The organism is Vibrio sp. EA2, assembly GCF_033042495.1.
Lineage (GTDB): Bacteria > Pseudomonadota > Gammaproteobacteria > Enterobacterales > Vibrionaceae > Vibrio.
Genome location: NZ_JAWLID010000001.1, coordinates 514,231 through 527,166, shown reverse-complemented (window position 1 = coordinate 527,166; position 12,936 = coordinate 514,231). Strand labels below are relative to the sequence as shown.

At 45.4% G+C, this 12,936-nt stretch carries 10 protein-coding genes; 4 read left to right on the top strand and 6 right to left on the bottom strand.

The genetic code is table 11. From position 1 onward, the window contains the following. Positions 1–85: 85 nt before the first annotated feature. Positions 86–958 carry an endonuclease/exonuclease/phosphatase family protein gene (locus RXX31_RS02365; protein WP_317587484.1) on the top strand — a complete coding sequence of 291 codons (873 nt, stop codon included), beginning with the start codon at positions 86–88 and terminating at the stop codon, positions 956–958. 229 nt (positions 959–1,187) lie between these two features. Here the strand turns inward: RXX31_RS02365 and RXX31_RS02360 are convergent, their stop codons facing one another. From RXX31_RS02360 to RXX31_RS02340, 5 genes are all read right to left on the bottom strand, one after another. Then, positions 1,188–2,243, bottom strand: a complete 1,056-nt coding sequence (locus RXX31_RS02360) for an efflux RND transporter periplasmic adaptor subunit (RefSeq protein WP_317587483.1) — start codon at positions 2,241–2,243, stop codon at positions 1,188–1,190. Beyond that, complete coding sequence (locus tag RXX31_RS02355; RefSeq protein WP_317587482.1) at positions 2,240–5,548, bottom strand: efflux RND transporter permease subunit; 3,309 nt, start codon at positions 5,546–5,548, stop codon at positions 2,240–2,242. Before RXX31_RS02355 ends, RXX31_RS02360 begins: the two co-directional genes overlap by 4 nt. A 29-nt stretch (positions 5,549–5,577) precedes the next feature. Further along, positions 5,578–6,033 (bottom strand): YeeE/YedE family protein, encoded by a 456-nt coding sequence (locus RXX31_RS02350; protein ID WP_317587481.1) that lies wholly within the window; start codon positions 6,031–6,033, stop codon positions 5,578–5,580. Positions 6,034–6,043: 10 nt separating this feature from the next. Continuing rightward, positions 6,044–6,463 (bottom strand): YeeE/YedE family protein, encoded by a 420-nt coding sequence (locus RXX31_RS02345; RefSeq protein ID WP_317587480.1) that lies wholly within the window; start codon positions 6,461–6,463, stop codon positions 6,044–6,046. A gap of 63 nt (positions 6,464–6,526) precedes the next feature. Next, positions 6,527–6,835 (bottom strand): metalloregulator ArsR/SmtB family transcription factor, encoded by a 309-nt coding sequence (locus tag RXX31_RS02340; protein WP_317587479.1) that lies wholly within the window; start codon positions 6,833–6,835, stop codon positions 6,527–6,529. 177 nt (positions 6,836–7,012) lie between these two features. Here RXX31_RS02340 and RXX31_RS02335 point away from each other — a divergent pair, with 177 nt between their 5' ends. Then, a complete protein-coding gene (locus tag RXX31_RS02335; RefSeq protein WP_014234195.1) occupies positions 7,013–7,198 on the top strand; it encodes a DUF2892 domain-containing protein in 186 nt (61 codons plus the stop codon). Positions 7,199–7,262: 64 nt separating this feature from the next. Then, positions 7,263–8,966 carry an FAD-dependent oxidoreductase gene (locus tag RXX31_RS02330; RefSeq protein ID WP_317587478.1) on the top strand — a complete coding sequence of 568 codons (1,704 nt, stop codon included), beginning with the start codon at positions 7,263–7,265 and terminating at the stop codon, positions 8,964–8,966. Positions 8,967–9,078: 112 nt separating this feature from the next. Here RXX31_RS02330 and RXX31_RS02325 read toward each other — a convergent pair whose 3' ends face one another. Next, complete coding sequence (locus RXX31_RS02325; RefSeq protein ID WP_317587477.1) at positions 9,079–11,403, bottom strand: FdhF/YdeP family oxidoreductase; 2,325 nt, start codon at positions 11,401–11,403, stop codon at positions 9,079–9,081. A 630-nt stretch (positions 11,404–12,033) separates the two neighbouring features. Between RXX31_RS02325 and RXX31_RS02320 the strand changes: the two genes are divergently transcribed. Further along, positions 12,034–12,918 carry a LysR family transcriptional regulator gene (locus tag RXX31_RS02320; protein WP_317587476.1) on the top strand — a complete coding sequence of 295 codons (885 nt, stop codon included), beginning with the start codon at positions 12,034–12,036 and terminating at the stop codon, positions 12,916–12,918. Positions 12,919–12,936 lie beyond the last annotated feature (18 nt).

The following is a 12,936-nucleotide window of genomic DNA, read 5'->3' as shown; positions in this document are numbered from 1 at the left end:
CGTAATACACTTGCTTTTTTTAGAGGTCTTATAGGATAAAGGTTACAAAGGGACACGCACTAAAACGGGAGTGAAATAAGCCAATATGCGATCACTTTTTGCTACAGCCATGTTAGTTTTTTGTTCCGCCTCATTTGCTCAAAATTCAATCAACATAACCAGTTGGAATATTGAATGGCTAGCAATTAACGGTGGAAAAGTATCGAGAACCGAGAACGATTTTGCCAAACTCAATCAATATGTGAGTAACTCACAAGCTGATGTATTAGCATTCCAAGAAGTCGATAGTGAAGCTGCGATTAAGAAAGTTGTGGGAAATGGCTACGATATTTACTTTTCGGATAGAGCTCAGCCCGGCAATAAACATTTGCAGTTCTCAAACACAAACCAGTACACAGGGTTTGCCGTGCGTAAAGGCATCCCGGTATCGGACCCCTCCGATTTTTCAATCACTCGAGGCAATAGCAAATTACGCTTTGCGAGCTATATTGTTTTAAACCCGGATGAGAGGAATGAAACCCACCTACTCTCCGTTCATCTAAAAGCGGGATGCAGCGGCGCTTATAAAAACAGTCGTGAATGTAAAACGCTCAAACAGCAAGGCGAAGCACTAGCTCACTGGATAAAGGCTCGCGAGAAGAACCAAGAGCAATATGCGATATTAGGAGACTTTAACCACAATCTCGATTATCAAGGTGATTGGCTATGGTCGACAATGACATCAAATACCAGCGCTAGGCTAGCGACAAAAAATACCAAAGCAGAATGTAAGGTTCGTTCAAATCGTAACCCAAACAAAACACATCAGTTCCGATCGGTTATCGACCACATCATTGTGAGTGGTGATCTAACAGCGCACCCAGCCAAACAGGTGATATTTAAGTCTCAAGATGTTCTGGATTATCAGTTGAGTGATCATTGTCCTGTGAGTGCGCAGGTCAGGCTGTCTAAAAACTGAGCTCCCTTATACCACCCTTGATCATTCCAGCGAGCATTAGCGAGACTAGGAATCTAGCATCTGTTTGCTGAGAAGTATCAGAAATAGTTTTGCCAACAAAGTGCTCGTAAAGTAGCTCCTGACTCACGCTCCTTCGTCGCTGTTCAGGAGGACGGATTGGTTTGAATAGGCCGTTCGCGGTTAAGCGAGCGGCATTGACCAGAATACTGAATATTTAATACATAGCAAATTATAGCTCTCTCGGATTAAGTATCACGACATCGCCCTGCTTCAATCCTGTTCTGACTCTATCCAACTCGCCCAACTGAATTAAACGCGTTTCGACTTCGCCACCGTCTTGCAACACCTTCACATAATCCAACTGCCCTACCTGATAAACAGCTTCTTGCGGGATGCGTAAAACCACATCGTCCGTTAAGGTCAGCGCAACCTTTGCAAAGGTTCCTGGGTATACCGTATTTGGTGACTCAAATTGCAATTTGACCGTATAACTGCGTGAATTCGCGTCCGCGGAAGGCGTCACTTCTCTGATCGTCGCAACTGCGCTCACATCATAAGAAGGAAATGCCACGTTCACCTGTTTATCGTAGTTAACGTAAGGCATAACTGACTCAGCGAAATTCACCTCTATTTCTAGAGATTCCGGGTTGTACATTGAGAGCAAGAGTGACCCCGGCGTTGCGGTATCTCCCTTGTTGATCGGTTTCTGAGTGATTAAACCGTCGAATGGCGCGGTGATAATGCTGTAACCAAAGGTGGTCTCGGCTTCGGAGACTGCCGCTTGAGAACGATTGAAGTTGGCTTGCGCCGTTTGCAGAGTACTCTCAGCTTGGTCGTACTGCGATTGAGGTATCAGTTTTCGATTCAATAGTGTCTTAACACGTGCAAACTCTTTACGTGCGGCATTTAGTTGCGCTTGTGCAGAAGACAATGCCTGCTCGCTCTGACGGACTCTCGCATCTAAATCATCGCTTTCTAAACGCACTAACACATCGCCTTGCTTAACGTTATCACCCACTTTAACCAACACTTCTACGACAGAGGCCGTAAGTCGCGCGGCAATATCAGCTTGCTGATCGGCAACCACAACACCAGGAAACTCCCTTACAACCGGCTCACTGGTCAACATCATCTCGTGGGTTTTGACTGAATTAGCATCAATCACGTTGGTTTTCGCTGCATGCTCAGTGGGTAACTTTTCGGAGAAAAAACCAGCCATATAAAGAAAAAGAAGCGCGAGCACGATAATTAAAATGATGCCCAGCAATTTGTTATCTAATTTCATTGTTCTTCCTCCACCTGAGGCAATCCATGTCCTTTTGTGTTCTGGTATGCGAGGTTGTACACCACTGGAACGACGAGAAGTGTAAATACCGTCGAGGCCGCAATACCAAATATAATAGCCCACGCCAGCCCATTAAAAATGGGGTCAAGGGTGATAATGATATTACCCAACAGCGTCGTCCCTGCGGTAAGCAGTATTGGCCTCATACGCACCACACCAGACTCAATTAATGCTTCATGTAAGCCCTGACCCGCTTCCAGCGATTGCTGAATAAACTCGATAAGCACCAGAGAATTACGTACAACGATACCAGCCAATGCGATCATCCCTATCATTGCCGTTGCAGTGAATAGTGCAGGATTTGGGTAATTGCCAATATCATTACTTAAGATATTCAATATCCAGAAACCCGGCATGATTCCGATAACGGTGAGAGGAATGGCCAACATGATGATTCCAGACACGGCAGGCAAACCCGTCTGAATCAACATAACCACGAATACACCTAATAGTGCGGCACCATATGCGATGCCTAGGTCGCGGAATACATCCACCGTGATTTTCCATTCACCTTCACCACTCCAGACAACATGAATATTCTCTGGAACGCGCCAAGCAACGCCAGCACCATTGTTTAAGTAAGTACGATCTTGCCAGTGAACCTGGGCGTCACTCGCATGTTCGGTGTCCTGGTCAGCTATTACATCCGCAATGATTTCACCAGGTACACGCCCAACGACTTCGGCATACACATACACAACCGGATTGAGGTTTTTATGGAATATCGGTTTATCCGCTGGACGTTTCACGAAATGTCCAATCTCTGAGAGCTGAACAACGGGTTGAGGAGCATCCACAACTGCGCCGCCCATTTCCACTTTTGCAATCCCCGGTCTGCCGCGAACATACAGCTGCTCTAATCGATTTAAATCATCGCGGTCTTCACGACGCAACTGAACTTCAATCGGCAGCGGGTTCAGCTCCCTGCGATCGGCAATATGGCCCAGGGTTTTGGCATTCGCCGCTGTGATTAACGTGTTATTCACCTCCGCTACCGAGACACCAGACAGTGCGGCTTTTTCCTGATCAACCACAAACTGCCAGGTCTCTAAATCCCCTTGTACACTGGTATCCACCTCTGACACTAACTGTTCTTTACGCAAGCGTTCCGCCACTTTCTTGGCCTGAGTCATTAGCTCCTCATAAGAGGTTGTCTCATCGCCATAAACTTCTGCTGTGATCGTCGCGATAACAGGCGGCCCCGGTGGTACCTCAACCAATTGAATGTCGGCGTCAAAACGTTCTGCAATGTGTTCTAAGTCACTTCGTAGTCGAGTAACAATTTCATGTGATTGCATAGAGCGGTGTTGTTTCGGCGCTAATACAATGCGTAATTCACCTTGGTATGGCTCGCTACGCATGAAGTAATGACGCACCATGCCGTTAAAATCCATTGGCGAAGCGGTACCAGAAAACCCAGACACGCTGGTTACTTCAGGAACCGTCATCAGGTAATCAGAAAAGCTGGATAACGCATTGGAGGTATCTACAAAACTTGAGGATTCCGGCATGTTTAATACCAATTGGAATTCATTTTTGTTGTCGTATGGCAGCAGTTTGAGTGGTACCAAACGCAATGCAGGTAACAATGCGGCCAGCACAAATAACAACGCGACCACTCCAAGGAAAGCCCAGGCTTTTTTACGGCTTTCCAATAACGGGATTAATACGCGACGGTACAAACGATACATGGTTGAGGACTGGATATCGTAATGACCGCTTTCTTGCGCGCCAGTGAGAATTTTTTTCGCAAGCCAAGGCGTAATCATAAAGGCGACGACAGTACTGAACATCACACTAATCGGCACGTTAAAAGCCAGAGGCGCCATATACGGGCCCATCATACCGGTTATAAAAAACATTGGCGTAAACACAATGACAATCGCTACAGTAGACATTAATAACGCGCTGCGAATTTCAGCCATCGCCAATACAATCGCTTTAGTACGGCTTATATCTTTCCGTTTTAAGTAGCGTTCGATGTTGTCGATACTGGCGATTGGATCATCAACGATCAAACCGAGCGCTAAGATCAACGCAAACAGCGTTACCCGGTTTATGGAGTAACCAAAAAGCAAGTCCATCCCCAGCGCGGCACCATAACTGATCGGAATGGCGATCCCCACAACCAATGCACTTCGCCAATCCAGGAATAAACCCACGAAAACCACAACAGTCAGAATGGAAACACCAAGACTGGAAACCAAGTTATTCACTTTTGCATTCGCAGTTTCGCCATAGTCACGAATGATGGCGACCTTAACTTGGGGTGGAAACTGCTCCGATTCTAGCTGAGCTAATTTGTCATTCACCGCCTGCGCGACGTTAACCGCATTGGAACCTTTTTGCTTAGCGACCGAGATAAACACGGCAGGAAGGGCTTGGTCACTATTTTTGTCTCTGTACCAGGTATCTGACGTTGCCTCACCGGCTCCATCATAGATTCTCGCCACATCTTTCAGATACACAGGCTTACCATTGAGTACCGCGATAACAAGATCACCAACATCCTTCGCGCTGATAAGGTACTGTCCAGATTCTAAAGTGAAATTACGCCCGTTAACCTGGATATTTTTACCCTGGGTTTTCGCGTTACTGTATTGGATTGCCTGTTCAAGATCGTCGATAGTGACTTTAAAGTTCGCCATCGCAACGGTATCGAGTTCAATCTGAACTTTTCTCGGTTCACCGCCAATGACTTCGACTTTGTTGGTCGCATCAAGCGATTTAATACCTAAAGTCGCCTGATCTGCGATTCTTCTGAGTTGATGACGATCGAGTATGGATGGATCCGTTGAATAGAGAGCTGCGACCACAATGGGCACATCATCAATCTCAACCGGTTTCACTAACCAGCTAGTGACGGAAGGTGGGACTTTATCTTGGTTGGAGTAGAGTTTGTTGTAGAGTTTGACTAAAGCGTCTTCACGGTTTTCACCGACATAAAAACGCACAATAACTTGAGCAGCGCCCTCCATTGACGAGGAATAAACGTATTCAACGCCATCTATCTGACTGACTAACTTCTCTAGGGGTTCTGTGATTTGATTTTCGACTTGTGAAGCACTCAGGCCCGGTGCAGAAACCAGAACATCAGCCATAGGTACCACGATCTGAGGATCTTCTTCCTTTGGCGTTAGCCACAGCGCCGCCGCGCCGACCATAAAGGCTAGTAAGATCATGATCGGAGGGAAAAAGCTGTTCATCACAGACTGAACAAAACTTCGCTTCTGATTTGCGGGCATCCTATTCCCTCCATTTTTGATCACATAATTTATGCTTTGGCTGTTTTCATCTTCACTTCACGCGAGTTGATAACCAATTTCGCAAACATTGAGCCCGCCAGCATTGCAACAAAGAACAAAACAATACTGACATTACCTAACGCCAAACTCGCCACTGCAGGCCCCGGACAAATACCGGCCAACCCCCAACCCAAACCGAAGATCGCTGCACCAGACAACAATCGAGAATCGATCTTTGTGTTGGTTGGGGTACACATTTCAGCACCGCTAACTGATTGTTTTCTCGGCTTGATAATTAAAAAGTAGCTTGGCATAAACACAGCCAGTGCGCCGCCCATCACAAAAGCTAAACTTGGGTCCCAATTTCCAGAAATATCCAAAAATCCAATAACTTTCGCAGGATCAATCATGCCCGAAACGGCCATGCCCATACCAAATAAAACACCGCTCACAAGCGCAGCAATACGAAAAATAGTGTTGTTCATGGAATCTCTCTTAAACTAGGTGAAGTCGAACAAAAACGGTCAGTCCGGCAACGGCCATAAATACGCATGTTGCAACGATAGAGCGCTTAGACAAACGCCCCATGCCACAAATGCCATGACCACTGGTACATCCGTTACCTAGTCTGGTTCCAATACCAACAAGTACGCCCGCCGCTAATACCAAACCTATTGAAAGGTTCGCTGTGCTTGGCACGGTTACGCCGAGCAATAAAACACTCACAAAGCCACCGACAATCATGCCGACTGCAAACAGAAGTCGCCATGAATAATCCCCTTTCTTCGGGGCCATAATGCCATTCATAATTCCACTGATACCGGCAATTTTACCGTTAACCAACAACAAAACCGTGGCAGAAATTCCCAATAAGATGCCACCAAACAACGATTCCCATGGAATGACGTCTAACATTATTTACCTCTATTACTTTTAGATTAAATTTTTGATTTAACGTAAATTATTCACTGCATAGTGCTAACTACAGAAAACGCCATGCAGTGCTTTAATTAATGACTCAACTCTCGGTTCAGACAACGAGTAAAATACCTGCTGTGACGACTTCCGAGCGCTGATTAAATTGTGCTTACGCAACACGGTTAAATGTTGCGAGAAGGCGGACTGACTCAGGAAAGAGTGTTTTTGTAACTCTCCTACACCAACCTCACCTTGTGTTAGCTGGCACAAGACCATCAATCTTTCCGGATGCGCCATTACTTTCAGTAGATCAGCGGCTTCAATTGCGCTGCCTTTCATCGCCGCTACGTCCATTGCTGTATAGCTCATGACTCACCTCTACATTAACAACTAAATTAGATATTACTAAATAACAATATTTAGTCAACACTAAATTAGCTTATATGAATTTAGTTAAATTAACATTAGACATTTCTAATTTAGGTAATTATAGTGAGATTATTAAAGGATGGCTGTTTCAGTTGAACAGTTCTAAGGAGAAGAGTTATGACGTTAGAAAATGCTGTAAGAGTATTTGCCGGTACCATGATTTTAGTTTCGGTCCTACTCACCGTATTCGTTCACAGTAACTTCATTTGGTTTACCGTGTTTATTGGCGCTAACCTAATTCAGAGTGCTTATACCGGAATTTGTCCTGCCGCGTATTTTTTAAAGAAATTTGGTTTTAGATAACCTGAATATCTCGAGCTGGCTCTACAATATGTAAGTCAGCTCATACTAAAACTTGGAGTTAATAATGACTAAGATTTTAATCGTCGGTGGTGTCGCTGGTGGCGCATCTGCAGCAGCACGTGCGCGTCGTCTAAGTGAAGACGCAGAAATTATCATGTTTGAGCGTGGTCCTTTCGTTTCTTTTGCAAACTGTGGCCTGCCTTATCACATTGGTGGTGATATCCAAGAACGCAGTAAACTCTTACTACAAACACCCGAAAGTTTCTTAGCACGCTTTAATGTTGATGTTCGTGTGATGAATGAAGTGGTCGCGGTAAACCGTCAGGACAAAACGGTTACAATAAAGAATCTTCTTGATGGCTCAGAGTACCAAGAATCATACGACTTCTTACTACTTAGCCCGGGCGCAGGCCCAATCGTTCCGCCAATTCCTGGTCTCGATAACCCACTCACCCACTCGCTACGCAATATCCCAGACATGGATCGCATTATTGAAACGATCCATATGAACAAACCAGAACATGCGACAGTGGTCGGTGGCGGTTTCATTGGCCTAGAAATGATGGAGGCTTTCCATCAACTCGGTATCAAAACCTCGCTTATCGAGATGGCAGATCAGGTGATGACACCTGTCGACCGTGAAATGGCAGGATTTGCTCACGCCGAAATTCGAAACAAAGGCATCGACCTCAAACTTGGCGTGGCACTTGAGTCTGTTCAGTTCGTACCTAACGAGCATGTTGCCAGCTTTGACTCAGGTGAAAGTGAAAAGCACCAACACTTAAACGGTGAACTAGAGCTAACATTGAATAACGGTGAAACACTGACAACCGATATTCTGATTATGGCAATTGGTGTTCGACCTGAAACCAAACTCGCCCAAGAAGCTGGCTTAGAAATCGGAGCCCTAGGTGGTATCTCTACCAATGAATACATGCAAACCAGCGATCCTTCGATTTATGCTGTGGGTGATGCAGTTGAAGAAAAAGACTTTGTCACTGGCGAACCAACATTAGTACCATTAGCAGGTCCGGCAAACCGTCAAGGCCGCATGGCTGCAGATAACATGCTAGGACGTAGCGAAACGTATCAAGGTACACAAGGTACGGCGATTTGTAAGATTTTCGATTTAGCGGTTGCTTCAACTGGTAAAAATGAGAAACAACTAAAACGTGCGGGCATGGACTACGAAAAAGTGTACGTTCATACCGCGAGTCATGCGAGCTACTACCCTGGCGCAGAAGTGGTGTCATTCAAAATGTTGTTTGATCCTAAATCAGGCAAGATTTTAGGCGCTCAAGCCGTAGGTAAAGATGGTATCGATAAGCGTATTGATGTCATGGCAGTGGCACAGCGTGCAGGTATGACGGTAGAACAGTTACAGCATCTGGAACTGACTTACGCGCCACCTTACGGCAGTGCGAAAGATGTGATTAACCAAGCAGCCTTTGTTGCGAATAACATCATCAAAGGCGACGCAAAAGCAATTCATTACGATGAAATGGATTCTCTGACTGATGACCAAGTGTTACTTGATGTACGTAACCCTGGCGAGCTTGAGAGTGTCGGCTTTATTAAAGATGCAATCAACATTCCTGTCGATCAATTACGTCATCGTATGGACGAACTGCCAAAAGACAAAGAGATAGTGATTTACTGTCAAGTGGGTCTGCGTGGCAACGTCGCGTACCGTCAGCTCGCCAACAATGGCTTTAAAGCACGTAACCTGATTGGTGGTTACCGCACTTACAAGTTTGCTAAAGCATGATCGCAAGTGCTGTAAACTAGCCGACAAACGCTAGTACGATACATAAACAAACGGCTGATAAAATTATCAGCCGTTTTTCTTATCCCGAATGTTGTAGTGCTATGTTTGTCAGCTATTCTGTTTCAATAAGCGCAATCTCATCTGATGTGGATTTTTCCAACTTAATCGCAATGAACTTCGAAGTTGGCGTAAAGGTTCTGTCCCCATAGCTATCCAGTGGTACCAATGGGTTTGTTTCTGGATAGTAAGCGGCAGCCTGACCGGCAGGAACATCATACGCAACCAACGTAAATCCGCTCACTCGGCGCTCCACACCATCTTCCCATAGCGAAACCATGTCCACTTTATCGCCGGATTCAAAGCCAAGCTTTTTGATGTCCGCTTCATTGATAAACAAAACTTCTCGCATACCAAATACACCACGATAGCGGTCATTTAAACCATAAAGTGTTGTGTTATATTGGTCATGTGAACGCATGGTTTGCAAGATAAGATCAGGCTTCTGCCCTTTTTCTAATAGTGCATCACTGATCAACTGTTTAGGCAGTTCACTGTTGCTAAATTGTGCCTTTCCGCTTTGCGTGTTCCATCTACGTTCAGCAGCCGGGTTCACCAAATGGAAACCACCCGGATTTTTAAGCTTGTTATTAAAGTCAGTGAAGCCCGGGATCGTGTCCGCGATCAGATCTCTAATTCGACCATAATCTTCTATCGCCCAATTCCAATCTATAGGGTTTGTACCTAGCGTCGCATTTGCGATACCTGCGATAATTGCAGGCTCTGAACGTAGAGCTTTAGAGCGAGGCTTCAGCTGACCATAAGAAATGTGCACCATGCTAAACGTATCTTCGACCGTTACACCTTGTGGCCCACTTTCTTGAGTATCAATTTCAGTGCGGCCCAAGCAAGGCAGAATCAATGCATCTTTACCCGTCACCAAATGCGAACGATTGAGTTTCGTCGAAATGTGAACGGTTAGATTACAGTTTCGCATTGCATCATGAGTACGCTCGGTATCCGGAGTCGCTTGGGCAAAGTTTCCGCCTAAGCCGATAAATACTTTCGCTTGCCCTTCTTCCATCGCTTTAATAGCTTGAACTGTATTGTGACCAACACCACGAGGCACTTCGAAGTTAAATCGACGCTCAATGCTATCAAGCAATTGGTCAGATGGTTTTTCATCAATACCCATCGTGCGGTCACCCTGAACATTACTATGCCCACGTACGGGTGACAGACCCGCTCCGGCCTTACCGACGTTACCTCGTAACATTTGCACGTTAGCCACTTCTTTAATCGTTGGCACAGAGTGTCGATGCTGGGTCAAACCCATCGCCCAACACATGATCACACGTTCAGCGCGTAAGTACATGCGAGCGACCGTTTCGATTTCACTCAGATCTAAGCCAGATTGCTCAGCAATGTGCTCCCATGATGTAGCATCGACTTCTGCTAAGTAGTCATTGATACCAATGGTGTGCTCTTTAATGAAGTCACGATCGAACACGGCTTTACCACTGGTTTCTAATGCTTCACGCTCCCATTGTAATAGGAACTTGGCAATACCACGGAACACCGCCATGTCCCCACCAAGAGCAGGACGCAAATACGCCGTATTCGTTGGCTCTGATCCGTTGCTGAGCATTTCGATTGGCATCTGTGGGTTTTGGAAACGCTCCAACCCACGCTCTTTTAATGGGTTAAAACAGATAACTTGCGCACCACGTTTCACCGCTTCGCGCAGTGGCTCCAGCATACGTGGGTGGTTGGTCCCCGGGTTTTGACCAATAACGAAAATAGCGTCCGCTTCTTCGAAGTCATCAAAAATAACCGTACCTTTGCCTACGCCAATCGTGTCTTTCATTCCTAACGCACTGGCTTCGTGACACATGTTTGAGCAGTCAGGAAAGTTATTGGTGCCGAATGCGCGTACAAATAGTTGGTACAAAAACGCCGCTTCATTACTGGCACGGCCTGATGTGTAAAATTCGGCTTGGTGTGGCGACTCCAGATCATTAAGGTGTTTTGCCACCAACTCAAATGCCTCGTCCCAAGAAACCGGGACATAGTGGTCAGACTCGGCATCGTATTTCATTGGGTGCGTGATACGCCCTTGATATTCGAGCCAGTAATCAGTTTGAGTAGAAAGAGAAGAAACACTGTGGTTAGCAAAAAATTCCGGATCAACGAGGCGATTGGTGGCTTCCCAGTTAACGGCCTTTGCGCCATTTTCGCAAAAGTTCACTTTGCCGCTTTCAGGAGATTCACCCCAAGCACAGCCAGGACAATCAAAACCGCCATTTTGGTTGGTTTTCATCATGGTGCGGATGTTTTTTACCGCGTTTTCGCTTCCCCACCAGCTTCTGGTTACCGCTTTAAGCGCCCCCCAGCCACCAGCTGGACCTTTGTATTGTTTTATTTTTTCTTTTTGGCTCACGACTTTACTCCTCGTATACAGGAACAACAGCAAACAGGCTGCCCTAGAAAACAAGCGCGTTATGTCGCGGGAGTGATGAAGGGACGTTTTTCAATCTGGACAAGTAAAAGCTCGTATCGATGAAGCCTTTACTTGTCCAGATTGTATGATTTCTGATACCCGTCTACTGTCTCAGAATGTTCAGACACAATCTTTAATGCTGTGTTTTGATCTGAATCAAAGGTTAAGTCGTTATTTAATATGCGTCCAATTGATATCCCTGACCGAGTGATAAACAAAATCTATCAGGACATCAAGATAAGACATTCATCACATTTTCAATCAATTCAATTTATCAGGGGAAGCGTTTTTTAACGTATTTAAAATGAGATCTAGCGCTCGACTTAGTCATTTCATGGTAATTCTTAATAGACACCATCTATTACTCTATAGATACTTTAAATTTGACCCTAGTCCGTTTCGGGAATAGCCTTGATTTAGATCAATTTTGAATATGCTTTTTCTATTGACTTTACCCTATTGAGAGCAGCCAGTAAAAAGCAAGATGTTTTCGAAAGACCGTCTAGACAGCCCTATTCAAAACGTGTTGCCCGTTACCGTGACTCATAAAGCAAGGTTAGATTAGCCAGTATGGATATCAAACAGCTTAAATACCTGATTGCTCTTGAACAAACCAAGCACTTTGGTCAGGCAGCGGCATTGTGTCACATCACTCAGCCAACACTCTCGATGCGATTGAGAAGCTTAGAAGAAGAGCTGGATTTAGAACTAATCCAAAGAAGTCAACGCTTTGAAGGCTTTACGGAGGCTGGAGAGCGTATTTTAGCCTGGGCAAAAACGGTATTGGCCGCACATGATGGTTTACAGGCAGAAGCAGCTAATTGCAGAGGACAACTGGTCGGCTCGCTTAGGCTGGGGATGGTTCCTTTAGCCAGTCAGAACCCAATGCAGCTGATCAAACCGCTTGCGGAAGCGTTCCCTGAATTGCAATTTCAGATCCTCTCCATGACGACAGAGCAGATCATAGACCAGCTCAATCGCAACCAACTTGACTTAGGCATGTGCTACGTCGATCAGGTGAACACGGCCTATTTTGACGTTATTGAATTGGACTCAACAAAATTAGGTGTGCTATTTGACGAGCGTTATTTCGATTTTGCTGAATCTGAAGTGATGTGGGAGTCACTGAACACTATCCCGCTTGGTTTGCTATCGAAAGGGATGCACTACCGTCACTCGATTGATATCAGCTTTATTAGCAAAGGGCTGGTACCTCAAACGGTCATTGAAAGTAATTCGACGTTTCACCTTGTCCAAGCGGTAACGAGTGGCCTTTGTTGCGCCATCATGCCCAGAAATTGTGGCCTTGAAGAGTTAAACGATACGCTCAAAATCGTTCCGATTGAAGAAGCGGCCGTTCACGCACCTTTAGGCTTGTTAAAACGCAAACAAGAGCCTTTTTCTGCATTGACAGATCAGTGCTTTTCCATCGCAAAAACCATATTTAATCAATAGATAGCACGCACGAATTAA